We start from the raw sequence: 26,853 nt of genomic DNA on the forward strand, positions 1-26,853 counted from the left end.
ATGACCACGCCGCTGATGTACGCCGTCCAGGCCGCCGCCCTGTGGAGCGGCCTGCTGATCCTGATGATGCTGGTCTTGTCGGGCATCGTGGTCAGCGGGCGGCGCAAACACATGGTGTCGTTCGGCGACGGCGGAAACGCGGATCTGATGGCCGCCAGCCGCGCCTTCGGCAATCTGGTGGAATATGCGACGCCGGGCATGATCGCCATGTTGCTGCTGGCCGCTGTCGGCGCGCCAGCCTGGATGGTCCACGGGGTCGGCGCGACGCTGTTCGTCGGCCGGGTCGCCCATGCCCTGGGCCTTTTGCTGCAGACCGGGCCGTCGCTGGGCCGCGTCGTCGGCATGCTGCTGACCTGGGTGGCGCTGCTGACGGCGGCTGTGGGCCTGATCGCCTTCGCCGTCGTCTGACGCGGTTGCGGTGCAGCGGGGCGTCCGCCATATCGGGGCATGACTGAAACCCTGGCTGCGCCCGTTTCCACCGATCTTCTCAAAGACATCGTCAAGGCCGCGCTGAAGGCCGGCGCCGACGCCGCAGAGGCGGTCAGCGCCGATCGCCGATCCCTGTCGGTCGGGGTGCGCAACGGCAAGCTGGAAGACGTCGAACGTGAGGAATCGCGTGATCTGGGCCTGCGCGTTTTCGTGGGCCGAAGGCAGGCGTCCGTTTCGGCCTCGGACCTTTCGCCCGCGACCCAGGCGCGGCTGGTCGAGCGGGCCGTGGCCATGGCGCGGCTGGCGCCGGAAGATCCCCACGCGGGTTTCGCGCCCGAGGATCGGCTGGCGCGCGGCCCGTTCATTGATCTGGACCTGTTCGATCCCAGCGAACGCAGCGCCCAAACTCTGGAACAGGTCTCGGCCGAGGCCGAGGCGGCGGCCCTCGCGGTCCCTGGCGTGGCGCGGTCGGAAGGCGGACACGCCGGCTGGTCGTCCAGCCGCTGGCAGCTTGTGACCTCTCACGGGTTTGACGGCGCCTATGAAGGGTCGGCCTTCTCGCTGGGCGTCGGCGTCATCGCCGAAAAGGATGGCGCGATGGAGCGCGGCGGCGAGAGCCGTTCGACCCGCCATCTGTCCGACCTGCCGGGCGCAGACCTGATCGGCGGAACCGCCGGCGAGCGCGCCGCGGCGCGCGTGGGGCCGCGCAAGATCGCCTCCACCACTGCCCCGGTGATCTTCGACAACCGGATGGCGGGCCAGATCGTGTCGCCGGCCATCGGCGCCATTTCCGGCCCGTCGATCGCGCGCGGCACCTCCTTCCTGAAGGAACGGCTGGGCCAGCGCGTGTTCGCCGAGGGCGTCACCCTGATCGACGATCCGTTCCGCCCCCGCGGCATGGGATCGACCCCGTTCGACGACGAAGGCGCAATGGTTCAGAAGCGCGCCCTGTTCGACGACGGCGTCCTGACCACGTGGTTGCTGAACAGCGCATCGGCCCGACAACTGGGCCTGGAAACCACCGGCCATGCATCGCGGGGTTTGGCCGGGCCATCCGGCGTCTCGACCCACAATCTGCATATGGAGCCGGGCGAGCGGGATCTGGCGGGCCTGATGGCGGATGCCGGGACCGGCCTTCTGGTGACGTCGATGTTCGGCCCGTCGCTGAACGGCAACACCGGCGACTGGTCCGCCGGGGTGTCGGGCTTCTGGTTCGAGAACGGCGTGATCGCCTATCCGGTCAGCGAGGTTACGGTCGCGGGAAAGCTGACCGACCTCTATCTACGCATCCAGCGCGGTTCGGATCTGGAGTTCCGGGGCGGGTTCAACGTGCCCAGCCTGATGTTCGATGCGGTGGCCATCGCGGGCAAATGATCGACTTGCACGCCGACCTCGACCTGATCCGCCAGGCAGCCATCGACGCCGGGGCGCTGGCCATCGCCGAGCGTGAGGCGGGGCTGAAGATCGAGTCCAAGGTCGGCGGTTCGCCCGTCACCAGCGGCGACCTGAAGGTCGACGCCATGCTGAAGGACAGGCTGCTGTCGGCGCGGCCCGACTATGGCTGGCTGTCGGAAGAGACCGCAGATACGGCCGAGCGTCTGTCGAAACGACGCATCTTCGTGGTCGATCCCATCGACGGCACCGTTGCCTATATGAAGCGGACGCCGTGGTGGTGCGTGCCCATCGCTGTGGTCGAGGACGGCGAGGTCGTCGCCGCCGTCATACATGCGCCCGAGGTGGACGAGACCTATGTGGCGACGCGCGGCGGCGGGGCGCGACGTAATGGCCGACCGATCCACGCCTCGGATATCGATACGCTGGAGGACGCCTCGATCCTGGGCGATGCGCGACTGATCGAAGCGCCCTATTTCGACGACGAGCCGTGGCCGGCGATGCGGTTCGAGAAACGCAACGCCCTGGCCTATCGGATGGCGCTGGTCGCCGCCGGCGCCTTCGACGCCGCCCTGGCCCTGACGCCGAAATGGGACTGGGACGTCGCTGCGGGCTGGCTGATCGCGACCGAAGCCGGCGCCAGGGTCAGCGATCACCACGGGCGGCCGTGGGCGTTCAACCGGCCCGATCCGCGCCAGGCCAGCCTGGTCTGCGCGGCCCCGATCATCCAGCCGATGATCGTGCGGCGTTGTAAAAACGTGCCGCTTTCGACCTAAGGCGGGGGCGGAAAAACCCCGGCCCACATTGATCCGAGGGCGTTCTCGGCCTATGCCGCGCGCAAACCTCCTCCCCCAAGCCTTCAGGATTTCCGATGACCGATCAGAACGCCGTCCCGCCGCAACTGCTGCACATCGTGATCGGCGGCGAGCTTCGTCACCTGGGCGAGCCGACCTTCCGCGACCTGTCGCAGGTCGAGTTCGTCGGCGCCTTCGGCAGCTATGACGAGGCCAAGAAGGCCTGGAAGGCGCGCGCTCAGGCGACCGTGGACAACGCCCACATGCGCTATTTCATCCTGCACGCCCACAAGCTGATCGATCCGCGCGGCGACGCGGCCTGAGCCGAGGACTGAGTGCGACATCGAGGGGCCGAACCGGCTCCTCGATCCGACGTTTCGATCTGTAGGCGAGGACGACGATGAACTTGGAACCGCAACAGATCTTCCAACTGGTCAGCCTGCTGGCCGTGCTGGCGCTGTTCGGCTTTTCGCTGCGCGGCCATATCGACTACGCCCGCTGGTTCAAACGGTGGGAGGCCGACCGCAAGGCGCGTCGCGACGCCGAACTGGCCGCCGAGGCCCTCGCAAACGGCGAGGCCGGCGACGAACCGAAGACCGGCCCCTGGGGCTGAAGCCCCCTACTCGCGCCTCAGCAGCTTGTCGGTCAGCAGCGTGCCCCACCAGCCGGCCTTGAACTCGGCGCGTATGGCCTTGGGGTCGTAGTCGGGGCTGTCGACCCACTCGATGAAGCTGATGCCCTTTGGCTCGATCTCGTTGACGTATTTCTCCAGCGTATAGTCCAGCACGCCGGTCAGCCCCTCGCGCGAGTGCAGATATTTCTTCGAGAGCTGCTTCATGGCGACCGAGATCGGCTCGCCAAGGTGGAAGTGGCTATAGAAGACCGCCATCATTCCCGCCCGATCCGCGCCGGACTTGCAGTGGATCAGCACCGGATACTGGATCGTCTTGAACAACTCGCGCGCGCGGTGGATGCGCACCGTCTCTGGCGGATCGCGCGAGTCCAGCGGCGCGTCGATCAGGGTCAGGCCCAGCCGTTCGCAAGCGTCCTTCTCCAGCCAATAATAGCCCTCGTCTCGCTCGCCGCGCAGATTGATGACGGTCTTGACGCCCTTTGACTTCCAATAGGCCAGCTGGCGCGGTGATGGCTGGTTGGTGCGCACCAGATCCGGGCCCAGCCAATGGGCGTTGGAAAAGGCCACGCGCAGAAACGCATGGTCGGCCCAGAAATAATGCCAATGCGCCCGAAAACGGCCCATCGCGGTCGAGAGGTCGAAGCGCGCCATGCCCGCCAGATAGCGATCCGACGCCGCCGCGTCATCCGATCTCGATCCTGATGCGTTGGAATGTTTGTCGAGACCGGAGAACACCCCGATGAGAACCCTCGCCGCAGCCACCGTCGCCGCCGCCAGCCTGTGGGCTGGCGCGGCCGCCGCCCAGACGCCGCCGCCCGAAGACCCCGCCCTGATCGCCTATCTCCGCGACCGGGCCAAGGAAGCGCTGGACACCACCCGATATACGGCCGCGATCACGCCGGACGGGGCCATGACCCTGGTCTATCTGACAGGGCCCAACTGGTGCGGCTCGGGGGGATGTCGACTGCTGGTGCTGGACCGCACCGGCGCGACCTATCGCTCGGTCGGCGAGATCAGCGTCGCGCGCGCGCCGATCCGGCTGCTAGAGCGACAGTCCCATGGCCGACGGGATCTGGGCGTCTATGTCGCGGGCGGCGGAATCACCGAGGGCTATGAGGCCGCCGTGCCGTTCAACGGCCGTCGATATGCGTCCAATCCGACGGTTCCGCCTGCTGCCAGGATCCAGGAGGCGCCCGGCGAAACCCTGATCCGCGCCGACGAGCCGGGCCTTGCGCTGGAACCGTCGCCGGACAAGCCTTGACTTGAACGGCGGCTCGGACGACCGAGAGCCGATGACCGTCGCCGCCTCAGACACCATGCCGCTGCGCGCCCTGCTGGCGCGGATTTGGCGCGACTATCTGTCCAAGCACAAGGGGTCGCTGATCCTGTCTGTCTTGTGCGCGGCGACGACAGGCCTGCTGACGGCGGCGCTGCTGAAGCTGCTGGAACCGGCCGTGAACGGTCTGTTCCTGGGCGGGACCAGGCCGATCAGTCTGTTCGGCCTCGTGACGTTTCCGGCGGATAAGGCCGTCGTGTGGATTCCGGTCGCTATCTTGACCGTCGCCATTGCGCGAACGCTCGCCGCGCTGGGCCAGGCCGCCCTGGTCAACCGGCTGGGTCACACCATCGTCGGCGACATCCAGATCCGCCTGTTCGGAGCCATGATCCGCGCCGATCTGGCGCGCTTACGCAGCCAGCACTCGGGCGGCTTCGTCTCCTCGGTGCTGTTCGACGCCAATATGGTGCGCGAGGCCTTCACCTCGGGCGTGGTCAACTACACCCAGAACCTGCTGACCCTGATCGCGGTCCTCATCTACATGGGGTTCATCGACTGGCAGCTGACGATCGTCGTGCTGCTGGGCGTGCCGCTAGTGGCGCTGGTGCTGCGCCGGTTCGGGCGCAAGACGCGCAAGGCCGCCGTCGGCGCCATGGCCGAGACCGAAAACCTGTCCACTGCCCTGATGGAGAACCTGGACGGGGTTCGCCTGATCAAGATCGAAAACCGCGAGGCCGCCGAACAGGACCGCGTCGCCGAGGTGGTCGCCCGTCGCCAGCGCCACGTCATCAAGGGCGCCAACGCCCGCGCCTTCGCCGGTCCGTCCAGCGATCTGGTCGCCTATATCGTCGTCGCCGCCGTCATGGCCTACGCCGGATGGCGGGCGCAGACGGGCGACATGACGGTAGGGGGCTTCGCCGCCTTCATCGGCATGCTGTTGGCCGCCGGGCAAGCCCTGCGTCAGGTGACCAACCTGGCCACGGTGATGAGCGAAGGGTTCACCGCCGCGCGCCGCCTGTTCGGGGCCCTGGACATCCAGCCCGAAATTCGTGAGGCGGCCGACGCCGCGCCCCTGGCCGCCGGGCCGGTGGAGGTCGTGCTGAACAATGTCTCCTTCGCCTACGCCGGGACCGATGCGCCGACGCTGGACGAGGTGTCTCTGCGGGTCGCGCCGGGCGAGACGGTTGCCCTGGTCGGGCCGTCGGGCGGCGGCAAGAGCACGATCCTGAGCCTGCTGCCGCGCTTCTATGACGTGACGGGCGGGGCGGTGACTATCAACGGCGCCGACGTGCGGGCGCTTCGCATCCATGATCTGCGCGACCATATCGCCCTGGTGACGCAGGAACCCTTCCTGTTCGACGACACCATCGCCGCCAACATCGCCTATGGCCGGCCGGGCGCGACGCAGGCGCAGATCGAGGACGCCGCGCGATCCGCCGCCGCCCATGACTTCATCACGGCCCTGCCGCAAGGTTACGACACCCGCGCGGGCGAGGCGGGCCTGCGTCTGTCCGGCGGTCAGCGCCAGCGGATCGCCATCGCCCGCGCCTTCGTAAAGGATGCGCCCATACTGCTGCTGGACGAGGCCACCAGCGCCCTGGACACCGAAAGCGAGGCCCTGGTCCAGGCGGCGCTGGAGCGGCTGATGCAGGGCCGCGCCACCCTGATGATCGCCCACCGCCTGTCCACCGTCCGGAACGCCGACCGCATCTATGTGATCGAGGCCGGCCGGGTGGTCGAGGAAGGCTCGCACGACGCCCTGGTCGCCAGAGGCGGCCTGTATTCCCGCCTGGCGCGCCAGCAGTCGCTGGACGGCGCCGCGCCCATGGTCGAGACGGTCGCGTGAGGCCGCTGCGCATTCCGGCCGTCCAGGCCAGCCTGTCTTTCATCCTGGCGCACTGGATGCAGTTTTGCTTCGCTACCATGCGCTGGACCCATGAAAACCAGGCGGTGGCCGAGGGGGTTTGGGCCCGAGGCGGCGGGGTTTTGTGCGCCTTCTGGCATTCGCGCATCGGCCTGTCGCCGGCGTGCTGGCCTCTGAACCGCGCGCAGCCGGCCAAGGCGTTGATTTCCCTCTCGGCGGACGGTCAGTTCATCGCAAAGGCCGTGGCCCGCCAGGGCTTTCCCGCCATTCGCGGTTCGTCTTCGAACAAGGACAAGGCGGATCGGGACAAGGGAGGGTCGCAGGCGCTGCGGGCGGGCCTGCGTCAGTTGAAGAAAGGCGCCCTGGCCATCACGCCGGACGGTCCGCGCGGCCCGGCGCGCCAGATGGCCGAGGGTCTGCCGATGATGGCCAAGATCTCAAAGGCGCCGACGCTGTTCATCGGCATGTCGTGCAATCCGGCCATCCGGCTGAGCAGTTGGGACCGCGCGATCCTGCCCCTGCCCTTCGCCAAAGGCGCCATCGTGTGGGACATCGCCGATTATCCGACCGGCGACGACCTGGATCACGTCCGCCAGGACTGGGCCGCGCGGCTGAACGCCGTCGAGGCGCGGGCCGATGCGATCACGGGTCTGAAGCCGTGAGGAAGCAGCCGTGACGCCCTTGCCGCTGATCGCCTATCGGCTGGCGACGCGCGCGCTGGAGCCGCTGGCCCCGCGCCTGCTGGATGCGCGCGCCAGGCGGGGCAAAGAAGACCCGGTGCGGGTGGACGAGCGGATGGGCTTCACTCGCACCGAGCGCCCCGCGGGCGATCTGGTCTGGCTGCACGGCGTCAGCGTGGGCGAGAGCCTGTCGCTGCTGCCCGTGGTCGAGCGGCTGGTGAAGGCGCGGCCGGACCTGACCGTTCTGGTCACCTCCAGCACCGTGACCTCGGCGCATATTCTGGCCGAACGACTGCCGGCAGGCGTGATCCACCAATATGCGCCGGTCGATGCCCCCGGCGTGGTCGAGCGGTTCCTGGACCATTGGCGGCCAGCCCTTGCGGTCTTCGTCGAAAGCGAACTGTGGCCGAACCTGCTGCTTGAGGCGAAACGGCGGGGGGTGAAACTGGCCCTGGTCAGCGCGCGGATCACGGAAAAGACGGTCGAGGGCTGGGCGCGATTTCCGGCCTCGGCGCGGGCGCTGACCGGCGCCTTTGATCTGGTCCTGCCGCAGGATGCGGTCTCGGCCCAACGGCTGGAGGGCATGGGCGCGCGGATCGACGGGCTGGTGAATCTGAAACTGTCCGGAGAGGCCCTGCCGCACGATCCTGCCGCCTTCAGTCGTTTGAGCGCCGCCATCGGCGACCGGCCGGTGATCGTCGCCGCCAGCACCCACGAGGGCGAAGAGATCGCCATCGTGCGCGCGCTGGACCATTTGAGCGAACGGGTTTGCCTGATCCTGACGCCACGCCATCCCGAGCGGGGGGCGCACATCGCTCAGGCGCTGCAACGCGACGGATACGCCTTCGCCATGCGCTCGCGCGGGGAGACGATCGGGCCGGACACCGACATCTATCTGGCCGATACGCTGAACGAGATGGGCCTGTTCCTGCGGCTGGCCGATGTCGTGGTGATGGGCGGGTCTTTCGCGCCCGCCATCGGCCTGCCGCCCGTCGGCGGGCATAATCCGCTGGAGCCCGCGCGGCTGGGCAAGCCGACGATTACGGGACCAGATGCATCCAACTGGGCGCCGGTGACGGCGGCCCTGGTGGAGGCGGGAGGCCTGGCCCTGGTTCAGGCGCCGTCCGACCTGCCCGGCGTGATCGAGCCCCTGCTGGAAGACCTGAACGCGGCCAAGGCCATGGGCGAGCGCGGGCGTCGCGCGGCTGTCGAAGCTGGAGGCGGGCTAGAGCGACTGTGGGCGCTGCTATCGCCGCTGATGCCGCAGAGGCAGAGCCGGCGATGAAGCTGAGCACGCCGCGCTGGTGGTATGTGCGCGACAGCAACCACGCCCGAATGACGCGCACGGCGCTGAAACCGCTCGGCTGGGTCTGGGCCGCCGTGACCGCGCGCCGGATCGCGAAAACGGTCCCCGCCGACCCCGGCTGCGCGGTCATCTCAGTCGGCAATCTGACGGTCGGCGGATCGGGCAAGACGCCGGTCGCGCGCGAAACCTTGCGGCTGCTGAGGGCGGCGGGGGTGGAGGCGCAAGGTCTGTCGCGCGGCTATGGCGGGCGGCTCGAAGGGCCGGTCCGGGTCGATCCTCAAATCCATACGGCCGACGATGTCGGTGACGAGCCCCTGATGCTGGCGCAGGGATCGCCGGTCTGGATCGCACGCGATCGCGTGGCGGGCGCCAAGGCCGCCGTCGCGGAGGGGGCGCTGGCTCTGGTGCTGGACGACGGCCATCAGAACCCGGCCCTGAAAAAGACCGTCAGCCTGATCGTCGTGGACGGCGAGACGCGCGGCGACGAATGGCCGTTCGGAGACGGATCTGTCTTTCCTTCAGGCCCCATGCGCGAGCCGCTGAAGGCCGGACTGGCGCGCGCCGACGCCGTGGTGGTCATGCTGCCGACCGATGTCGAAGAGGCCGATCCCGAACTGCTGGCGGTCTTCGGCGCCCTGCCCGTCTTCGTCGCGCGTCTGACGCCCGAGGGGCCCCCGCCGTCGGGGCCCCAGGTCGGCTTCGCCGGCATCGCCAAGCCCTGGAAGGTCGAGCGGTCGCTGAAGGCGGCAGGCTGCGACCTGGTCGACTTCGTCCCCTTCCCCGACCACGCGGCCTATAGCGACGCTGACATGACGTTCCTGACCGACCGGGCTGCGGTGTTCGACGCCGGCCTGGTCACGACGGAAAAGGACTGGGTCCGGCTGACGCCCGAGCAGCGCAAGGACGTCGTCGCCTGGCCGGTCGTCGCCCAGTTCGAGGACGAGGCGGCTTTCGCCGCCTTCCTGAACGACAGGCTTCAATCGGCGCGATAGACCACGCCGGACTTCATCACGAACTTCATCCGCTCCAGCTCGGTCACATCCGTCAGCGGATCGCCCGACACAGCGACGATGTCGGCGGGCATGCCCACGGCGATCTTTCCGGCCTCATTGGCGATGCGCAGGTGTTCGGCGGCGCCGACGGTGGCGGCCTGGATGGCCTCAAGCGGGCTCAGGCCGGCGCGGACCAGAAGCGCGAACTCCTGGGCGTTGTCGCCGTGGGCCGAAACGCCCGAGTCGGTGCCGAAGGCGATCTTGACCCCGCCCTCATGCGCGCGGCGCGCCATGTCCAGCATCTTGGGCCCGGCCTCCAGCGCCTTGGCCGTTTGGGCGGGGGTGAAGAAGTTGGCGGGGCCGGAGGCGATGCGCGCCACGAAATCGCCGGCCAGCAGGGTCGGGATCAGCCAGGCGCCGTTCGACTTGAACAGGCGGATCGACTGGTCGTCCAGATAGGTGCCGTGTTCGATGGAATCGCCCCCGGCCCGCAGGAAGGCGTTGATGCCGTCCACCCCGTGGGCGTGCGCCGTCACCTGGCGGCCCATGCGGTGGGCGCTACCGACGATGGCGGCCAGTTCGTCGTCGCTGAACTGCTGGTTCAGGCCGGCGGCGGTGTTGGACAGAACGCCGCCGGTGGCCGTGATCTTGATGATGTCGGCGCCGGCGCGAACCTGGGTGCGCACGGCCCGCATGCAGTCCTCAGGCCCCGAGCAGATGCTCTCGGACGACAGCAGGTGCATGACGTCCTCGCGATAGCCGTTGATGTCGCCATGTCCGCCGTGGATCGACACCGACGACCCCGCCGCAATGATGCGCGGTCCCGGCACGTCGCCGTTCCTGACGGCGTTCCGCAGGGCGAAGATGGCCTGGTTCGAGGCGCCCAGATCCGCCACCGTCGTAAAGCCGGCCATCAGGGTCCGACGCGCATAGCGGGCGCCAACCATCGCCTGATCGGCATCTGAAAGCGTCACCTCTTCAAGGCGTGCGTTCGGGTTTTGCTGGCTCGTCAAATGGACGTGGCTGTCGATCAGGCCGGGCAGGACAAAGGCCTGGCGCAGGTCCACGACCTTGCCTTGCGATGCGTCGCCGACGAAGCCGTCGCGCACTTCAACAACCTGGTTCCCTCTGATCACGAGAGTTTTATCGCGTTGCACAACGCCGTTCGACGGATCCGCAAGCAACCTTCCGGCTTCAACGAACGTTGTATCTGGTTGCGTCGAAACGCCTGTGGCCACGGGGGTTTGCTGCGCGTGAGCGCTTACCGCCGACGCCATCAGCGCCGCCAGCGCGATTCCAAAACGTTTCATCGATATCTCCCCGCGACGCGTCGGCCGCAAAAATGCCCCACAAGGCTCAGGTTGCCTCGCCCGTAACCAACTGAAACAAACACGCCTCAAGACCAACCGCAACGAGGGCGTCGCATGCGGCTATCGAGACGAGGACTTATTCTGGGTGGATCGGCCATGCTGGCGGGATGCGCCAGCGCGAGCGCTACGGCGCCGCTGACGACGGCTCAGAACGGAACTCCGATCGCCATGCCGCAGGTCGGTCTGCCCACGGTCCAGACCTCCGCCCTGACGCCGCCGCCGCTGGATCCACGCGGTCACGTTCGCAAGGAGCTGATGGAGCGCGCCATGACCGCGCTGGACACCCACCATCACCGCCTGCCTCTGCGTGACCGGATGTATCTGGTCGATTTCCAGAAATTCTCGGGCGAGGAGCGGCTGTACGAAGTCGACCTGATCGCGGGTGAAGTGAAGGTGCTGCGCACCTGCCACGGTCGGGGATCGGATCCCAGCCACACCGGCTATGCCCAGCGCTTTTCCAACACGCCCGATTCCAACATGTCCTCGATCGGCGCCTATGCGACGGCGGGCGCCAACTGGGGCGCGCAGCAGGGGCCGAACGTACTGCTGGACGGGCTGGAATACTCTAACGACAAGGCGCGCGAGCGGGCCATCATCGTCCACGGCGCCGACTACGCGGATCCCGACTTCCTGGCGCGCGAAGGCAAGCTGGGTCGCAGCTACGGCTGTTTCTCGGTCGCCCACACCGACCTGCCGGCCTTGCGCGAACGCATGGGCGAAGGCCGACTGCTGTTCGCAGCGGCCTAGGCTTCAGCCCCGGTCCAGCGCCCGCCAGCCGATGTCGGAGCGGTTGAAACCGCCCGGCCAGTCGATCTTGCGGATGGCGGCATAGGCGCGTTCGCGGGCCTGGGCGATGTCGTCGCCCTCGGCGCAGACGTTCAGGACGCGCCCGCCCGAAGCGGCCAGCAAGCCGTCGTCGCGGCGCTTGGTTCCGGCGTGAAAGACCTGGACATGAGGGCCGAAGTCCTGGTCGGCGCCGCGGATGATCGAGCCTTCCAGCGGGCTGTCGGGATAGCCCTTGGCCGCCATGACCACGCAGATCACCGTCTGAGGCTTGAAGGCGGGCGAGGCCAATCCCGAGACGTCGCCGCGCGCGCAGCCCAGCAGATAGGGGACGATGTCGCCCGCCATCCGCATCATCAGCACCTGGCATTCCGGGTCGCCGAAACGGGCGTTGAACTCGACCACCTTGGGGCCGTCCTCGGTCGCCATCAGGCCGGCGTAGAGGACGCCGCGATAGGGCGCGCCCTCTTCGGCCATCTTACGGATCGTCGGCTGGACGATCAGCGCGTCGGCCTGCTGCACCAGCTCGGGCGTGAAGACGGGCGCGGGCGAGTAGGCGCCCATGCCGCCGGTGTTGGGGCCAAGGTCGCCGTCGTAGGCGCGCTTGTGGTCCTGGGCGCCGCCGAACAGCAGGGCGCGTTGACCGTCGCACAGGGCGAACAGCGAGCCCTCCTCGCCGTCCATGAACTCCTCGATCACGACACGGGCTCCGGCCGCCCCGAACCGGCCGCCCAGCATGCGCTCGATTTCGGCCTCGGCGTCGGGGCGGTCGGGGCTGATGGCCACGCCCTTGCCGGCGGCCAGGCCATCGGCCTTGATGACATAGGGCGGCCGGAACACGTCCAGCGCCGCCTTGGCGTCCTTGACCGTGTCATAGACGCCGTAGCCGGCGGTGGGGATTTCGTGCCGTTCGAGGAAGCCCTTCGAAAAAGCCTTCGACGTTTCCAGCTGCGCCGCCTTGGCGGTCGGTCCGAAGCAGGGAATGCCGGCCGAGGCCAGACGATCAGCCAGACCAGCGGCCAGCGCTACCTCTGGCCCCACAACGACCAAGTCGGCCTTGATCTCTCTGGCCAGGGCGGCCAGGCCGTCGGCGTCGTCCGCCTTGACGGCGCGCAGCTCGCACAGCTTCTCGATGCCTGGGTTGCCCGGTGCGGCGACCAGGCGCGTGACCAGCGGAGACTGGGCGATCTTCCAGGCCAGGGCGTGTTCGCGGCCGCCCGATCCGACGAGAAGAATGTTCATGAGATCGGGCAATGACCGGCCGGCGCCGGCCGGTCAAGCGCCCGTCAGACTTAACGCCGCATTCAGCGCGCTGGCGGGGTCCAGGCCGGCAGGGCCTGAAGCTGGCCGGGCGTCAGATCGGTGACCAGATCCCGGTCGCCGTTGCGGTCGATCGGAGCAACATCCGCGACCGGAACCAGCACCTTCATGTCGCCGGGCCCTTCCAGCTCGACGACTAGATGGGTGAGGGCGCCAGAGGCGTCCAGCACCAAGGTTTCCACGTCGCCCAGATCGACGTTGGCGCGCGAATATAGGTCCGCATCCTCCAGCTGATCGCGGGTCATGTTGAAGGCCAAGGCGGCGTTTGAGGCGGCGGCATCCGCCTGCTGGTCCGGCAAGGCCACGGGCGGGGCGCCCGGCGCAGGGGCCTGGACCACATCGTCGTCGCGATCTGAGCAGGCGACGACGCCGCCGGTCAGGCAAAGAACGGCGGCGAGCGGGACGAAGCGGTTCATACGGCCTCCTTGGGCATTAGAGCAGGGCCGAGACGACATAGACGCCCAGCCCCAGCAGAATGATGCAGCCGATGATCAGCCACGGGCTCATGGCCCCGCCGCCCCCGGCACGGCGCGACAGATCGCGCTCGTGCGGGTCGCGGTCAGAAGGATCGGTTCCGGGCGGGTCGGCGGCCATGAAAGTCGAACGACAGGGCGCGCGCGGCGTTCCCGGGCGGATCGACGCAGGCTAGGATGTCTTCATGAGCGACGACTCCTACGTATTCGAAGGCCCGGCCGAGGTCACTGCCCCGCGCGACAACAATCCGCCCCTGTCGATCTCGGAACTGTCGTTCGCGCTGAAGCGCACGCTGGAAGACCGGTTCGGCCACGTGCGGCTGCGCGGCGAGGTCTCCAAGGTCAATCGCCACGCCTCGGGCCACATCTATCTGACGCTGAAGGACGACAAGTCGGCCATCGACGGTGTGGTGTGGAAGGGGTCGGTGCGCGGCCTGGGCGTCCAGCCCGAGGCGGGGCTGGAGGTCATCGTCACCGGCAAGATCACCTCCTATCCGGCGCGGTCCTCCTATCAGATCGTGATTGAGAGCATGGAGGCGGCTGGCGCCGGCGCCCTGCTGGCCCAGTTGGAGCGGCTGAAGGTCCGCCTGCGTGAGGAAGGGCTTTTCGAACCCGGGCGCAAGAAGCCCCTGCCTGCCTTTCCCGCGACCATCGGCGTGATCACCAGCCCGACCGGCGCGGTGATCCGCGACGTGCTGCACCGGATCGCGGAACGCTGGCCTTGTCGCGTCATAGTCTGGCCTGTGGTCGTTCAGGGCGAATCGGCCTGCGGTCAGGTGTCGAACGCCATTCGCGGTTTTGACGGGATGACCGCCGACGGGCCGATCCCCCGCCCCGACCTGCTGATCGTCGCGCGCGGCGGCGGGTCGGTCGAGGACCTGTGGTGCTTCAACGACGAAGGCCTGGCGCGGACCGTGGCGGCGGCGCGCATTCCGATCATCTCGGCCGTGGGGCACGAGACCGACACCACCCTGATCGACTTCGTTTCGGATCGCCGGGCGCCGACCCCGACGGGCGCGGCCGAAATGGCGACGCCGGTGTTGGCGGACCTGCGCTACGCCGTCGCCGACATGGACCGGCGTATGGTGCAGGCGGGCGGGCGGCTGATTGAGGATCGACGTACGCGCCTGCGGGCGGTGGCGCGCGGCCTGCCGGCGCGGCCGGAGGACCTGCTGGCCTTGGCGCAGCAGCGGCTGGACCATGTGTCGAGCCGGCTGGGATCGGGCCTGCAACGCAACGTCGCCCTGCACGAGCGGCATCTGGCGGTGACGGGCGGCAAGCTGAGCCCCGCCCTGCTGCGCACCCGGATCGAGCGAGGTCAAGACCGGCTGCGCGGCGCGGGCGATCGGCTGGGCGCGGCGCTTCAGGCCGGAGTGGCGCGCGGCGAGCGGCGGCTGTTGCAGGTCTCTGGGCGGCTGTCGCCCGAACCGCTGCATCGGCGGCTGGACCAGCGTCAGGCGCGGCTTGAAGCCGTCGGCGCGCGACTGGACGGGGTCATGCCCCGTCGGCTGGAGCGGGACGCCGATCGCCTGGCGGCGCTGTCTCGCGCGCTGACGACCCTGGACCCCAGACGTCCCAAGCCCGGCTTCGCCCGCGTGGAAGATTCAGACGGCGCCTGGATCACCTCGGCCAAGGCGCTGGAAGCCGGTCAGGCCGTCAAGCTGGTGTTCGGCGACGGTGTTCAGCCGGCGACGATCGACGGCGGCGAACCCCGTCCGTCCCCGCCGCGTCCGGCGGCCAAGCCGAAGCCGTCCGCCGCGGATCAGGGCAGCCTGTTCTGACGGCGCCGGATAGGATCCGCGTTTTCCGCTTCGCCCCGGCGCCGCTTCCTGCTAACGGCGCCGCATGAAGATCACGCGCCTCGCCGTCACCGCCTATGTGTTCGCCCTCCTGATCATCGTCCTGGATCAGCTGACCAAGGCCTGGATCATCAGCGGCCTGTCGCTGCAGGAAGTCGGCCGCATCCCCGTCTTCCCGCCAATCCTGAACTTCAGCTGGGTCGAAAACACCGGCGTCAGCTTCGGCCTGTTCGGCGGTGGCGAAGCGCGCTGGGGCCTGGCCATCTTCTCCATCGTCGTCTCGGCCGGCCTGGCCTGGTGGGCGACGCAGTCGAACCGACGCCTGCTGATCACCGCAATCGGTTTCGTCATGGGCGGGGCGCTGGGCAATGTGATCGACCGGATCCGCTTTGGCTATGTGGTCGATTTCATCGACTTCTCGGGCACAGGCGTGTTTCCTTGGGTGTTCAACGTCGCCGACAGCGCCATCACCATCGGCGTCGTGCTGCTGATCATCGACAGTCTGGTGTCTGACAAACCCGCCAAGGTTGGCGCGGCCGTCGAAAAGTCGTAATCACCCCGTCTTCACTATGCCGACTGCGCCATCGCGGCGCTTCCCGCATCAGCCGACCAGAGCCTGAAACCATGCGTATCCGCAGTGTCGCCGTCCTGACCCTCGTCGCCTCCTCCGCGTTCGCCGTCTCGGCCTGCGGCGGCATCAAACAGGGCATCGGCCTGACCAAGGTTGTGCCGGACGAGTTCGTCACCGTCTCGACCGCCCCGCTCAGCGTTCCGCCGGAATACGGCCTGCGTCCGCCCGCGCCCGGCCAGCCGCGCCCGCAGGAACTCGCCCCCGAAAGCGCCGCGCGTCAGATCCTTCTGGGTCAGCGTCAGGCCGTCACCCGCACGCCGGGCGAACAGGTTCTGGTGGCCCAGGCCGGCGGCGAACAGGCCGACCCGCTGGCCCGCTATGTCGTCGATGACGAGTTCGGCGATCTGGCGCACAAGGACGAAAGCTTCGCCAACCGCCTGATGTTCTGGCGCAAGGACGACGCCTCGACCCAGGCCCCGACGGTTCGCCAGACCGCCGAAGGCCAGAAGACCATCGACGCCTCGACCGAGGCCGCCCGCCTTCAGGCTCTGACCGGCGGCCAGCAGGCCATCACGATCCAGCCGCGTCGCAGCAGCGGCTTCAAACTGCCGGGCCTGTAAGGACCGATACGACGGGCGCTTGCCACGGCAGCGTCCGTCCTTATTGTAAACGGACCTGATCAGGAGCCGTTTGCATGACCGAAACCGTCGATATCGCCGCCCTGTCCGGGATCGACCTACTGCGTCTGGGCATGACGGGCGGCTTCATCGCGCCCATCGCCCGCACCGTCGGCTTCGAACTGACCGAAGTGGAAGAAGGCCGGGTGGTGTTCGAGGCCATCCCCACCACCGCCGTCTATAATCCGCTGGGCACGGTCCATGGCGGCTGGATCGCGACGGTGCTCGACTCGGCCTGCGGCTGCGTCGTTCATTCGACGCTCCGGCCGGGTCAGACCTATACGACGCTGGAACTGAAGACGGTTTTTCACAAGGCGCTGACGGCCGGCACGCCGGTTCGTGCCGAGGGCCGGATCGTTCAGGCCGGTCGCCGCGCGGCCTTCTCGGAGGCCGATCTGCGCGGCCTGGACGGCAAGCTCTATGCGACCGCGACCTCGACCTGCCTGGTGATGGAGCGCTGAGGGCAGCAAGCGTTTGCCGCGCCTCGCTTTAGCCGCTATCAGCGGCGAGCGTTGATGATCGGCCGCCGATCGTCGTGCGCCCTCTCTCGCTGTCGGAAAAATAAGCTGATGCGTCGCGTGTTCACCGCCCTGGCCGCCCTCTCCATCGCGGCCTCCGTCCTGCCCGTCGCCGCCGAGGCCCAGACCTCCCAGCGTCAACGCGAGCGCGGCGGGCAACAGCAGCAGGCCTCGGGTGAAGACGCCGCGCCGTCGCGCGCGCCGCGCATCGCACCCCTGCGTCGCCGCGCCAACGCCGGCCCCTGTCCCTATGTGAAGATCCTCTACGACGCCGCCCGTTACGTCGAACTGGAAGGCGGCCGCGCCGCCGTGGCCAACGTCGGCTACACCGGCGAGATCGAAGGCGTCTCTTCGGACTGCGAATATCGCGAGGCCGATCCGATTCGCGTCGACATGGACGTGCTGTTCAACCTGGGCCGGGGCCCGCAGGCGACGGGCGAGCAGCGCACCTATCGCTACTGGATCGCGGTGACCGAGCGGAACAACGCCATCCTGTCCAAAGAATATTTCGATCTGCCGGTGAACTTCGAGGGCCAGCGCACCGCCTCGGTCACCGAAAAGCGCACCATCGTCATTCCGCGCGCCGGCATCGAGACCAGCGGCAGCAACTTCGAAATCCTGGTCGGTTTCGACGTGACGCCGGAAATGGCCGAGTTCAACCGCTCCGGCAGCCGCTTCCGCGTTAACGCCGGCACCACGCCGGCCACGCCCTCGCCTGCTTCCGCACCGAGCCAATAATGTCTGATCTGAAGACCGTCCTCAGCGAAGCGGTCGCGGCCGCCTTCGCCGCCGAAGGCATGGACCCGGCCCTGGCCCGCGTCACCCCGTCGGACCGCCCCGATCTGGCCGATTTCCAGTCCAATGGCGCGCTCGCCGCCGCCAAGGCGCTGAAGGCCAATCCACGCGAACTGGCCGGCAAGATCGCCGAGCGCCTAAGCGCCGATGCCCGCTTCGCCTCGGTCGAGGTGGCGGGACCTGGCTTCATCAATCTGAAGCTTTCCGACGCGCTGCTGGCCGAACGCGCGATTGAGGTGGCGAACGACGCAGACCACGCGGGCGCCGCGACTGTGGCCGCACCGCGCCGGGTGGTCATCGACTACGGCGGTCCCAACGTCGCCAAGCCGATGCACGTCGGCCATTTGCGCAGCGCCATCATCGGCGAAAGCCTGAAGCGATTGTTCCGCTTCCGCGGCGACCACGTCACCGGCGACGCCCACTTCGGCGACTGGGGCTTCCAGATGGGCCTGCTGATCGTCGCGTGCGGCGATGAAGGTCTGGGCGAGGCCTTTATGGCTGAGGGCAAAGGTCCCTTCCCGGCCGAAAGCCCTGTCACCCTGGCCGATCTCGACCGCCTCTATCCGCAGGCCGCCGGCAAGGCCAAGGAGGATCCGGCCTTCCGCGACCGCGCCCGCAAGGCGACGGCGGAACTTCAGAACGGCCGTCCAGGCTATCGCGCGCTGTGGCAGCATTTCGTGGCGGTCAGCCGTGAGGCACTGAAGCGCGAATACGGCGACCTGTCGGTCGATTTCGACCTGTGGAACGGCGAGAGCGACGCCGATCCGCAGATGCCGGAAATGCTGGCGCACCTGAAAGAGACCGGCCTGTTGGTCGAGGACGACGGCGCCCAGGTGGTTCACGTCGCCAAGCCCGGCGAGACGCGCAAGAAGAAGCTGCCCGATGGCTCGGTGATCGAGGCCCCCTCGCCCCCGCCGCTGCTGGTCATCAGCTCGGAAGGTTCGGCCATGTACGGCACGACCGACCTGGCCACGATCCTGGACCGCAAGAAGGCCCTGTCGCCCGACCTGGCCCTCTACGTCGTCGACGAACGCCAGGCCGAGCATTTCGAACAGGTGTTCCGCGCCGCCTATCTGGCTGGTTACGCCGAACAGGGCGCGCTGGAGCATCTCGGCTTCGGCACGATGAACGGACAGGACGGCAAGCCCTTCAAGACCCGCGCGGGCGGGGTGTTGAAGCTGCGCGACCTGATCGATCAGGCGACGGACAAGGCGCGCGAGCGCCTGCACGAGGCCAAGCTGGGCGACGACCTGTCGCCGGAAGAGTTCGAGGCCATCGCGCACAAGGTGGCCATCGCCGCCCTGAAGTTCGCCGACCTGTCGAACGCGCGCACGACCAGCTACGTCTTCGACCTCGACCGCTTCATGAGCTTCGAGGGCAAGACCGGGCCGTATCTGCTGTATCAGTCGGTCCGCATCAAATCCTTGCTGCGCAAGGGCGCCGAACAGGGACTGACGCCCGGCGCCATCGTCATCGCCGAACCGGCGGAGCGCGATCTGGCCCTGACGCTGGACGCCTTCTCGACCGCCGTGTCGGACGCCTACGACAAGCGGATGCCGCATCTGGTCGCCGAACACGCCTATAGCGTGGCCCAGTCCTTCTCGAAGTTCTACGCCGCCTGCCCCGTGCTGATCGCGCCGGACGAAGCGACCAAACGCTCGCGCTTGGCCCTGTCCGCTGCGGCTCTGCGCCAGCTTGAAATCGCGTTGAATCTGCTGGGCATCGACACGCCGGAGCGGATGTAGGGTATAGACAGGGCGACGTCCTCCCGGAGATCGCCCATGTCGCTCGACGCCTATATCGCCGGCCTGCCCAAGGCCGAACTGCACCTGCACATCGAGGGCTCGCTGGAGCCCGAGCTGATGTTTCAGCTGGCGCAGCGCAACGGCGTGTCCATTCCGTATGACAGCGTCGAGGCCGTTCGGGCGGCCTATGATTTCTCGAACCTGCAGGACTTCCTGGACATCTATTACGCGGGGGCCGCCGTTCTGCTGAAGCGGCAGGATTTCGAGGATCTGGCCTTCGCCTATTTCGAGCGCGCGGCGGCGGACAACGTGCGCCACGCTGAAATCTTCTTCGATCCCCAAACCCATACCGACCGGGGCGTGCCGTTCGGCGTGGTGGTCGAGGGGCTGATCGCAGGCATGGACCGGGCTATGGAGGAGGTGGGCGTGACCAGCGGCCTGATCCTCAGCTTCCTGCGCCACCTGACCGAGGAGGAGGCGTTTGCGACGCTGGAGGCCGCCAAACCCTATCTGCAGCATTTCATCGGCGTCGGGCTGGATTCATCGGAGGTCGGCCACCCGCCGTCCAAGTTCCAGCGCGTCTTCGCCTCCGCGCGTGAGTTGGGCCTGAAACTGTGCGCCCACGCCGGCGAAGAAGGGCCGCCCGCCTATGTCCACGAGGCGCTGGACCTGCTGAACATCGACCGGATGGACCACGGCAATCGCTCCATGGAGGACGAGGCCCTGGTCCAGCGGCTGGTCACCGAGCAGATGACCCTGACCGTCTGCCCTCTGTCGAACCTGAAACTGTGCGTGGTCGATGACCTGAAGGCCCATCCCGTCCCCGAGATGCTGCGCCGGGGCCTGCACGTCACCCTGAACTCGGACGACCCGTCCTATTTTGGGGGATATGTGAACGATAACTACAGCCGGCTGGCTGAGGCCGTCGGCCTGACACGCGATCAGGTGACGCGACTGGCGAAGAACAGCTTCGAAGGGTCGTTCCTGGGCGAGGCGGAGAAGGCGGCCTACCTCGCTGAGGTTGATGCCTACGCGAAGCGATGAATACCGCTCAAGCCGCTCTGGCCATCGCTGGCTGGTTCAGTTTGGCGGCAGGCATGGTCAGCAGCATGGGCGCGCATTTCGCGGCCGACCACAGAAGGCGAAACGGGCTCGTTCCCCGGAAGACCCCGGATTTCTACGACTTCTCGAAAAATGTCTTTTACTTCGGCATAGGGCCGTCGTTCAGGACGATCTTTTCCGACGCACACCGTCACTATAAGAGCCGCTTCATAACGCGTTGCGTCAAAGTCGCGCGGGTGGCTTTTGTTCTGGCCGCCGCCCTCCTCGCTGCATTCTTCGTAAGCCTGGTTATCTGGTGATCGACGCCCTTTAGATCACTTCGTGTTCCTGATATGTTCCGCCGATGGCGCGGACAGGATCACCGGTGGAAGACAGCGCGAACCTACGCTGGCTGTTCGTCGATCTGAACGCCTTCTTCGCCAGCGTCGAACAGCAGATGAACCCGGACTGGCGGGGCAAGCCGGTCATCGTGCGGCCGGCGATGAGCGAATACACCGGCGCCATCGCCGCCAGCTATGAGAGCAAGGCCTGGGGCGTTCATACCGGGATGCGGGTGTCCGAGGCGCGCAAACTGTGCCCCGACCTGATCGTCGCCGAGGCGCGCCCCGACCTTTACGTCAAAATCCATCAGCAGATCATGGCCGAGATCGACCGCCATGTGCCGGTGTGGAAGGTCGGCTCGATCGACGAATGTTCCTGCGAGTTGCTGGGTCCAGAACGGCTGGAGGCGAACGCCGTCGCCCTGGCCCGCAGGATTCAGGCGGGCATCCTGCAAAACGTCGGCGACTGTCTGCGGTCGTCCGTCGGGCTGGCGCCATCGCGTTTCCTGGCCAAGACCGCCTGCGGCATGCAGAAGCCCGCCGGGCTGACGGTGCTGCGCGCCAACGAGTTGCCCGGTCCCTTGCTGGACCTGCCGCTGTCGAAATATCCGGGCATCGGCTCGCGCATGCAGGTCCGGTTGCAGGCGGCGGGGGTCACCGACACGGCCGGCCTTTGGAACATGAGCGCGAAACAGGCCCGCGCCGTCTGGAACAGCATCGAGGGCGAACGCATCTGGCGCGGCCTGCACGGTCTGGACAGCGAGCCGACGCCGGAAAAACCGCCCGCCTCCATCAGCCACAGCCACGTCCTGGCCCAGGCCATGCGGACCCCGGACAAGGCGCGGGCCGTGGCGCGGCGGCTGGTGGTCAAGTGCGGGGCGCGGCTGCGGCGCATGGGCCTGACCGGCGCCAGCCTGACCCTGCATTTGGACATGGGGCCGAAGGCGACGCCCCGAAGCGGTCGTCGCGGCTGGGAAACGGCGGCGATGAGTTGCCCCATCGCGCCGACGCAGGACACCTTCGCCCTGCTGGCGGCGCTCGACAGTCTGTGGCGCAAGGTCGAGCCGGAGTTGGAGGCGGGACGCCTGAGCTATGTCGGGGTCGGGGTGCACGGCCTGAAATCCCGCGACGATTTCGAGACGGACCTGTTCGCCGCCGGTCCGGATCAGGACGGCGACGCCCCGTCTCTTCGCCTGTCCCAGGCGCTGGATGCGCTGAACCGCCGCTACGGCAAGGACACCGTCAGCATCGGCCCCAAGGCCGGCCTGCCCGACTATATCGGCGCCAAGATCGCCTTCACCCGCATCCCCGAGGCCGAGGATTTCTGGGAGTGAGGCACACCTAGCTCAGCAGGGACGCGGCCGCGATCTCAGCCACGCCCAAGGCCCGGAAACTGTCTTGGGCCGCCGCCTCGGTTTGCGGCGCGATGGCCCGGCTGGCGTCGGCGATCACCATTGCTTCGAACCCCTCGCGAACCGCGTCCTGGGCCGTGAAACGGACGCAGTAGTCGAAGGCCAGACCGCACAGAAAAACGCGCGTCACGCCCAGTTCACGCAACAGGCCGGCCAGCCCCGTCGGGGTGCGGTGATCGTTCTCGAAAAACCCGGAATAGCTGTCGACCGCCGGATTATAGCCCTTGCGGATCACGGCCATGGCCTTCTCGACCGTCGGTGACACGTCGGGATGAAAGTCGGCGCCGGGCGTGCCCTGAAGACAATGATCCGGCCACAGCATCTGGCGACCGTAGGCCACCTCGATCTCGGTGAAGGGCGCCGCGCCGGGGTGGTTGGAGGCGAAAGAGATCTGGTCCGGCGTGTGCCAGTCCTGGGTCACGATCACCCGGTCGAACCGAGCCGCCAGCCGGTTGATCAGCGGCATGATCCCCGCGCCGCCGGCCACCGCCAGACGGCCGCCTTCACAGAAGTCGTTCTGCGGATCGATGACCAGAAGGGCGTCGCTCATCAGACGCCTGCGTAGGCGTCGATCTCGTTGGCCGAACCGAGCGCGACGGGGATGCGCTGGTGCAGATGCTCGGGCTGCACGTCCAGAATGGCTTGGCGTCCGTCGGTCGTCGCCTTGCCGCCCGCTTGCTCGACCAGGAAGGCCATCGGATTGCCTTCGTACATCAGGCGCAGCTTGCCCGGCTTGTTCGGCTCGCGCCGGTCCCAAGGATAGAGGAAGACCCCGCCGCGCATCAGGATACGGTGAACATCCGCGACCATGGCCGCGACCCAGCGCATGTTGAAGTTCTTGGCCCGAAGCCCCTCTTCGCCCTTCAGCAGGTCGCCGACATAGGTCTGCACCGGCTCGGCCCAGTGGCGCAGGTTCGACATGTTGATGGCGAACTCCTTGGTGTCCGGTGAAATGGCGATCTCGTCGTGGGTCAGGATCCAGTCGCCGTCGTTCGACAGGGTGAACCCCTTCACGCCCGCGCCCGTCGTCAGCACCAGCATGGTCTGCGGCCCATAGACGGCATAGAGGGCGGCGACCTGACGGCGGCCGGGCTGCATGAAATCAGCCTCGGTCGGGGTCGCGGTGGCGGACTTCAGCACAGAGACGATGGTGCCGACGGGGGCATTGATGTCGATGTTGGAGGAGCCGTCCAGCGGGTCGAACAGCACCAGATACTCGCCGGCCGGGTTGGAGGCCGGCTGGACCTCGTCCATCTCTTCGGACGCGACGCCGGCGACGGCTGAGCTGGCCAGCAGGGCCTCGGTCAGCATGTCGTTGGTCATGACGTCGAGCTTCTTCTGCTCCTCGTCCTGCACGTTGATCTGACCCGATGCGCCCAGCGCCCCGGCCAGGGCCCCGCCCGCAACGACCTTGCTGATGTCCGCGCAGGTGGCGGCGACCACGGTCAGAACCGTCTTCAGCCCCTCGGGCGCATCCAGGGCGGCGATATGGGCGTCAAGGCGTGTGCGGGTCATGCAGTCGGTCCGGTTCTGGGCGTTGCGCCGTTTTGGCGGGGGACAGGCCCCAGGGCAAGGCGGCAGGGCGAGGCGCCAACGAAAACGCCCCGGCGAAAGCCGGGGCGCTTCCTTATCTTTCGGCGTCTCGTTGGATCAGATCGGCAGGATCGCCGTACCGAACGCCCGTTTCAGTTCGTGGGCGGCGAAGGTTTGGGCCGCCGCCGCATCCGGCACGACCGCCGCCATGCCGAAGAACTCGTGCGTCGAGCCGTGGAAGGTCTTGTGACGCACATCGACGCCCGCCTGCTCCAGCTTCTCGGCCAGCAGTTCGCCCTCGGTGCGCAGCGGATCGATCTCGGCGCAGATCACCGTCGTCGAGGGCAGGCCCGACAGGTTCGCCTTCTCGACGATATTGATGCGCGGGTCCTGAGCATCGGCCTCGTTGGCGAAGATGTGCTTCACGAACCACTTCATCATCGGCTTGTTCAGCGGCTTGGCGTCGGCGTTCTCGACGTAGGACTCGTTGTCCATGTCCACGCCGGCGACCGGATAGACCAGCACCTGATGTTTGGGCGCCGGCAGGCCGGCGTCGCGCGCCATCATCGACACGCCGATGGCCAGGTTGCCGCCTGCGCTTTCGCCCATGACGGCCACCTTCTGCGGGTCGCCGCGGAAGGTCTGCGCATTCTCCAGCACCCAGCGGTAAGCCGCCAGGGCGTCGTCGTGGGCGGCGGGGAAATGATGTTCCGGGGCCTGGCGATAATGGACCGAGACCACGATCACATCGGCCATCTTGGACACGCCGCGCGGGCCGCCGTCATAGACGTCCAGATCCGCGATCACGAAGCCGCCGCCGTGGAAATAGACGACGACCGGATGCAGCTTGTCTTCGGAATGGTCGTGCGGCTTGTAGATGCGCGCCTGGATCGGGCCGGCCGCGCCGGGAATAGTGATGTCGCTGGTCTTGACGCCCATGTCGTCGCTGGGGTCCTTGCCGTCCTTGCGCAACAGCGATTTCACCGCATCGGTCGGGGTCGGTTGCTGGCGAGCCTCCTCGGGCGACAGGGTCTCGATCGGCTTGCCGCCGAGGGACGCGAGTTCGTCCAGCACCTTCTGCATCGGGCCATCGGCCTTGGCGGGCGTATCGCGCGGCTTGTCGCTGTCGCCGAACAGCTTGTCTATAATGGACATTTTCGCATTCCTGGGTTTGGTGTCGAGGTTCGGAACGACAACCCGCCGCACGCATCCTTGTTCCCGGCCCGCTTGACTTGGCGCTTGAGTCGATGCCTTAGGTCGCAGGCTCTCGCGGGAGAGATCGAGCGCTGGAAACAGGGTTCGACGCCGAAGGCGCAACCGCCCCGGAAACGCTCAGGCAAACGGACCGCGAAGCACACGGACGCTGGAAAGTCGCCCATTCGGGCGCGCCGACGGAGCAAGGCGACATGATTTGGTCGCCGGAATCTCTCAGGCTTCAGGACAGCGGGGGCGCGAGGACGGCGGAGCTCCGCCACAACACGCGACCGTGAAAGCCTGAACCATGACCGACCAGACCCTGAAGACTACGCCCCTTAACGCCGCGCACCGCGCGCTGGGGGCCCGCATGGTGGGCTTCGGCGGCTATGACATGCCGGTCCAGTATGAAGGCGTTCTGGCCGAGCACCGCTGGACGCGGGAACACGCCGGTCTGTTCGACGTCTCCCACATGGGCCAGTGCAAGATCACCGGCGAAGACGCGACCGCCCAGTTCGAGCGTTTCGTGCCCGGCGACTATGCGATCCTGAAGGCCGGCAAACAGAAGTATTCGCTGCTGCTGAACAAGGACGGCGGCATCATCGACGACCTGATGGCCGGACGGCCGGATCACGACGGCCTGTTCGTCGTCGTCAACGCCGGCAATAAGGACGAGGACTTCGCCTTCTGGGAAGCCAACCTTGAAGGCGACGCCAAGCTGACGGTGCTGGACCGCGCGCTGATCGCCATCCAGGGGCCGGAAGCCGCCGAGGTCATGGCCGCGCACGAGCCGATCCTGGCCGAAATGGGCTTCATGGAATGCGCCCGCCTGATGCTGTTCGGCGCCGACTGCTACGTCTCGCGCTCGGGCTACACCGGCGAAGACGGCTATGAGATTTCGGTCCCGGTGGACCAGGCCGAGCGCATCTGGAACACGATCCTGGAAGACGCTCGCGTCAAGCCGATCGGCCTGGGCGCCCGCGACAGCTTGCGTCTGGAAGCCGGCCTGCCGCTCCACGGCCACGACATCGACCCGACCACCTCGCCGGTCGAAGGCGCCCTGACCTTCGCCCTGTCCAAGTCACGCAAGGAACGCGGGGACTTCGCCGGCGCCGACCGGATCCTGCAGGAACTGTCCGACAGCCCGTCGCGCGTTCGCGTCGGTCTGATCGTCAAGGAAGGCGCTCCGGCCCGTGAAGGCGCCGACATCGCCGACGCCGACGGTAATGTGATCGGCAAGGTCACTTCTGGCGGCCCCTCCCCCACCTTGAGCAAGAACATCGCCATGGGCTACGTCCCGCCGGCCCATGCCGCCCTGGGCACGGCGCTGAAGGTCATCGTGCGCGGCAAGACCGCCGCAGCCGAAGTCGTCGCCATGCCCTTCGTGGCCCAACGCTATTACCGCAAACCCAAAGCCTGAGAGATCAGACCATGAAGTTCACCAAGGATCACGAGTGGGTCAGCCTGGACGGCGACATCGCCACCGTCGGCATCTCCAAACACGCCGCCGACGCCCTGGGCGACGTGGTGTTCGTCGAAGTGCCTGAAGTCGGCAAGACCGTCTCGAAGGGCGACAGCTTCGCCGTGGTCGAGAGCGTCAAGGCGGCGTCGGACGTCTACGCCCCCGTCTCGGGCGAAGTGGTCGAGGCCAACGACGCCCTGTCGACCGCCCCGGAAACCGTCAACTCGGGCGCCGAGGCCGACGGCTGGTTCGCCAAGATCAAGGTCTCGGACGCCTCGCAGCTGGACGCCCTGATGGACCAGGCCGCCTACGACGCCTTCCTGAAGACCCTCTAATTTTAAACTCCGTCACCCTCGGGCTCGACCCGAGGGCCGGACGATCAACCACTCGTGCGAAGCCTTCGATGCACGAGCCGCACAACATCCGGTCCTCGGATCAAGCCCGAGGATGAC

30 protein-coding genes and 2 riboswitches are annotated in these 26,853 nt (G+C 67.5%); of the genes, 22 read left to right on the forward strand and 8 right to left on the reverse strand.

Going from position 1 to position 26,853, the window contains the following annotated elements:
- The 5 genes from A4249_RS09190 (at position 1) to A4249_RS09210 (ending at position 3,228) form a co-directional block, all read left to right on the forward strand.
- Positions 1-408 carry an MAPEG family protein gene (locus A4249_RS09190; protein ID WP_017505339.1) on the forward strand — a complete coding sequence of 136 codons (408 nt, stop codon included), beginning with the start codon at positions 1-3 and terminating at the stop codon, positions 406-408.
- Between the two features lie 39 nt (positions 409-447).
- Positions 448-1,803, forward strand: a complete 1,356-nt coding sequence (locus tag A4249_RS09195; protein ID WP_066552124.1) for a TldD/PmbA family protein — start codon at positions 448-450, stop codon at positions 1,801-1,803.
- Complete coding sequence (locus A4249_RS09200) at positions 1,800-2,597, forward strand: 3'(2'),5'-bisphosphate nucleotidase CysQ (protein WP_066552126.1); 798 nt, start codon at positions 1,800-1,802, stop codon at positions 2,595-2,597. The genes A4249_RS09195 and A4249_RS09200 overlap by 4 nt, the downstream gene beginning before the upstream one ends.
- A gap of 95 nt (positions 2,598-2,692) precedes the next feature.
- Positions 2,693-2,938, forward strand: a complete 246-nt coding sequence (locus A4249_RS09205; protein ID WP_017505336.1) for a DUF4170 domain-containing protein — start codon at positions 2,693-2,695, stop codon at positions 2,936-2,938.
- A gap of 77 nt (positions 2,939-3,015) precedes the next feature.
- The gene (locus A4249_RS09210; RefSeq protein ID WP_066552128.1) at positions 3,016-3,228 is read left to right on the forward strand and encodes a hypothetical protein; all 213 of its coding nucleotides are present in this window, start codon (positions 3,016-3,018) and stop codon (positions 3,226-3,228) included.
- 6 nt (positions 3,229-3,234) lie between these two features.
- Here the strand turns inward: A4249_RS09210 and A4249_RS09215 are convergent, their stop codons facing one another.
- Positions 3,235-3,900, reverse strand: coding sequence for a fused DSP-PTPase phosphatase/NAD kinase-like protein (locus tag A4249_RS09215; RefSeq protein WP_066554975.1), 666 nt, complete (start codon positions 3,898-3,900; stop codon positions 3,235-3,237).
- Between the two features lie 88 nt (positions 3,901-3,988).
- On the opposite strand from A4249_RS09215, the gene A4249_RS09220 reads away from it, so the two are divergent.
- From A4249_RS09220 to lpxK, 5 genes are read left to right on the forward strand one after another with little or no spacing between them, the layout of a single operon-like run.
- The gene (locus A4249_RS09220; protein WP_066552129.1) at positions 3,989-4,510 is read left to right on the forward strand and encodes a hypothetical protein; all 522 of its coding nucleotides are present in this window, start codon (positions 3,989-3,991) and stop codon (positions 4,508-4,510) included.
- Between the two features lie 31 nt (positions 4,511-4,541).
- Positions 4,542-6,371: an ABC transporter ATP-binding protein gene (locus A4249_RS09225; RefSeq protein ID WP_066554979.1), complete on the forward strand. Its 1,830-nt coding sequence runs from the start codon at positions 4,542-4,544 to the stop codon at positions 6,369-6,371.
- Positions 6,368-7,051, forward strand: a complete 684-nt coding sequence (locus A4249_RS09230; RefSeq protein WP_066552131.1) for a lysophospholipid acyltransferase family protein — start codon at positions 6,368-6,370, stop codon at positions 7,049-7,051. Before A4249_RS09225 ends, A4249_RS09230 begins: the two co-directional genes overlap by 4 nt.
- Positions 7,052-7,061: 10 nt before the next feature.
- The gene (locus A4249_RS09235) at positions 7,062-8,354 is read left to right on the forward strand and encodes a 3-deoxy-D-manno-octulosonic acid transferase (protein WP_066552132.1); all 1,293 of its coding nucleotides are present in this window, start codon (positions 7,062-7,064) and stop codon (positions 8,352-8,354) included.
- The gene (gene lpxK, locus A4249_RS09240; protein WP_066552134.1) at positions 8,351-9,367 is read left to right on the forward strand and encodes a tetraacyldisaccharide 4'-kinase; all 1,017 of its coding nucleotides are present in this window, start codon (positions 8,351-8,353) and stop codon (positions 9,365-9,367) included. Before A4249_RS09235 ends, lpxK begins: the two co-directional genes overlap by 4 nt.
- Here the strand turns inward: lpxK and A4249_RS09245 are convergent.
- Positions 9,352-10,677 (reverse strand): metal-dependent hydrolase family protein, encoded by a 1,326-nt coding sequence (locus tag A4249_RS09245; RefSeq protein WP_066552136.1) that lies wholly within the window; start codon positions 10,675-10,677, stop codon positions 9,352-9,354. The genes lpxK and A4249_RS09245 overlap by 16 nt on opposite strands.
- 114 nt (positions 10,678-10,791) lie before the next feature.
- Here A4249_RS09245 and A4249_RS09250 point away from each other — a divergent pair, with 114 nt between their 5' ends.
- Positions 10,792-11,484, forward strand: a complete 693-nt coding sequence (locus A4249_RS09250) for a murein L,D-transpeptidase catalytic domain family protein (protein WP_066552138.1) — start codon at positions 10,792-10,794, stop codon at positions 11,482-11,484.
- Positions 11,485-11,487: 3 nt separating this feature from the next.
- Here the strand turns inward: A4249_RS09250 and purD are convergent, their stop codons facing one another.
- The 3 genes from purD to A4249_RS16800 all read right to left on the reverse strand — a co-directional run bounded on the left by purD (position 11,488) and on the right by A4249_RS16800 (position 13,434).
- Positions 11,488-12,762: a phosphoribosylamine--glycine ligase gene (gene purD, locus A4249_RS09255; protein WP_066552140.1), complete on the reverse strand. Its 1,275-nt coding sequence runs from the start codon at positions 12,760-12,762 to the stop codon at positions 11,488-11,490.
- Positions 12,763-12,824: 62 nt separating this feature from the next.
- Positions 12,825-13,256: a PRC-barrel domain-containing protein gene (locus A4249_RS09260; protein ID WP_066552141.1), complete on the reverse strand. Its 432-nt coding sequence runs from the start codon at positions 13,254-13,256 to the stop codon at positions 12,825-12,827.
- A gap of 16 nt (positions 13,257-13,272) precedes the next feature.
- Positions 13,273-13,434, reverse strand: a complete 162-nt coding sequence (locus A4249_RS16800) for a hypothetical protein (protein ID WP_165115848.1) — start codon at positions 13,432-13,434, stop codon at positions 13,273-13,275.
- Between the two features lie 64 nt (positions 13,435-13,498).
- Here A4249_RS16800 and xseA point away from each other — a divergent pair, with 64 nt between their 5' ends.
- The 9 genes from xseA to A4249_RS09305 all read left to right on the forward strand — a co-directional run bounded on the left by xseA (position 13,499) and on the right by A4249_RS09305 (position 22,134).
- Positions 13,499-15,094 (forward strand): exodeoxyribonuclease VII large subunit, encoded by a 1,596-nt coding sequence (gene xseA / locus A4249_RS09265; RefSeq protein WP_066552143.1) that lies wholly within the window; start codon positions 13,499-13,501, stop codon positions 15,092-15,094.
- A 64-nt stretch (positions 15,095-15,158) separates the two neighbouring features.
- On the forward strand, positions 15,159-15,665 hold the full coding sequence (lspA, locus tag A4249_RS09270; RefSeq protein WP_055804071.1) for a signal peptidase II: 507 nt from the start codon (positions 15,159-15,161) through the stop codon (positions 15,663-15,665).
- Between the two features lie 71 nt (positions 15,666-15,736).
- Positions 15,737-16,303 carry a DUF3035 domain-containing protein gene (locus A4249_RS09275; protein ID WP_066552145.1) on the forward strand — a complete coding sequence of 189 codons (567 nt, stop codon included), beginning with the start codon at positions 15,737-15,739 and terminating at the stop codon, positions 16,301-16,303.
- Between the two features lie 74 nt (positions 16,304-16,377).
- Entirely contained in the window at positions 16,378-16,821 is a 444-nt protein-coding gene (locus tag A4249_RS09280) for a PaaI family thioesterase (protein WP_066552148.1), read from the forward strand.
- 108 nt (positions 16,822-16,929) lie between these two features.
- The gene (locus A4249_RS09285; protein WP_066552151.1) at positions 16,930-17,616 is read left to right on the forward strand and encodes a Tat pathway signal sequence domain protein; all 687 of its coding nucleotides are present in this window, start codon (positions 16,930-16,932) and stop codon (positions 17,614-17,616) included.
- Positions 17,616-19,418, forward strand: coding sequence for an arginine--tRNA ligase (argS, locus tag A4249_RS09290; protein ID WP_066552153.1), 1,803 nt, complete (start codon positions 17,616-17,618; stop codon positions 19,416-19,418). Before A4249_RS09285 ends, argS begins: the two co-directional genes overlap by 1 nt.
- 36 nt (positions 19,419-19,454) lie before the next feature.
- Positions 19,455-20,462 (forward strand): adenosine deaminase, encoded by a 1,008-nt coding sequence (locus A4249_RS09295; protein WP_066552155.1) that lies wholly within the window; start codon positions 19,455-19,457, stop codon positions 20,460-20,462.
- Positions 20,459-20,779 carry a hypothetical protein gene (locus A4249_RS09300; RefSeq protein WP_066552157.1) on the forward strand — a complete coding sequence of 107 codons (321 nt, stop codon included), beginning with the start codon at positions 20,459-20,461 and terminating at the stop codon, positions 20,777-20,779. The genes A4249_RS09295 and A4249_RS09300 overlap by 4 nt, the downstream gene beginning before the upstream one ends.
- 65 nt (positions 20,780-20,844) lie before the next feature.
- Positions 20,845-22,134: a Y-family DNA polymerase gene (locus A4249_RS09305; protein ID WP_231868681.1), complete on the forward strand. Its 1,290-nt coding sequence runs from the start codon at positions 20,845-20,847 to the stop codon at positions 22,132-22,134.
- A 7-nt stretch (positions 22,135-22,141) separates the two neighbouring features.
- Here the strand turns inward: A4249_RS09305 and pncA are convergent, their stop codons facing one another.
- The 3 genes from pncA to A4249_RS09320 all read right to left on the reverse strand — a co-directional run bounded on the left by pncA (position 22,142) and on the right by A4249_RS09320 (position 24,900).
- The gene (pncA, locus tag A4249_RS09310) at positions 22,142-22,762 is read right to left on the reverse strand and encodes a bifunctional nicotinamidase/pyrazinamidase (protein WP_066552161.1); all 621 of its coding nucleotides are present in this window, start codon (positions 22,760-22,762) and stop codon (positions 22,142-22,144) included.
- Positions 22,762-23,727, reverse strand: a complete 966-nt coding sequence (locus tag A4249_RS09315) for a class 1 fructose-bisphosphatase (RefSeq protein ID WP_066552162.1) — start codon at positions 23,725-23,727, stop codon at positions 22,762-22,764. The genes pncA and A4249_RS09315 overlap by 1 nt, the downstream gene beginning before the upstream one ends.
- 135 nt (positions 23,728-23,862) lie before the next feature.
- Positions 23,863-24,900, reverse strand: a complete 1,038-nt coding sequence (locus A4249_RS09320; protein WP_066552163.1) for an alpha/beta hydrolase — start codon at positions 24,898-24,900, stop codon at positions 23,863-23,865.
- Between the two features lie 105 nt (positions 24,901-25,005).
- Positions 25,006-25,103, forward strand: a riboswitch (glycine riboswitch).
- A 3-nt stretch (positions 25,104-25,106) separates the two neighbouring features.
- Positions 25,107-25,191: riboswitch (glycine riboswitch) on the forward strand.
- 55 nt (positions 25,192-25,246) lie between these two features.
- On the opposite strand from A4249_RS09320, the gene gcvT reads away from it, so the two are divergent.
- Positions 25,247-26,359, forward strand: coding sequence for a glycine cleavage system aminomethyltransferase GcvT (gene gcvT / locus A4249_RS09325; protein ID WP_066552164.1), 1,113 nt, complete (start codon positions 25,247-25,249; stop codon positions 26,357-26,359).
- A gap of 11 nt (positions 26,360-26,370) precedes the next feature.
- A complete protein-coding gene (gene gcvH, locus A4249_RS09330) occupies positions 26,371-26,736 on the forward strand; it encodes a glycine cleavage system protein GcvH (protein WP_066552165.1) in 366 nt (121 codons plus the stop codon).
- The last annotated feature ends 117 nt before the right edge of the window (positions 26,737-26,853 follow it).

This window comes from Brevundimonas sp. GW460-12-10-14-LB2, assembly GCF_001636925.1.
In the GTDB taxonomy this organism is placed as follows: domain Bacteria; phylum Pseudomonadota; class Alphaproteobacteria; order Caulobacterales; family Caulobacteraceae; genus Brevundimonas; species Brevundimonas vesicularis.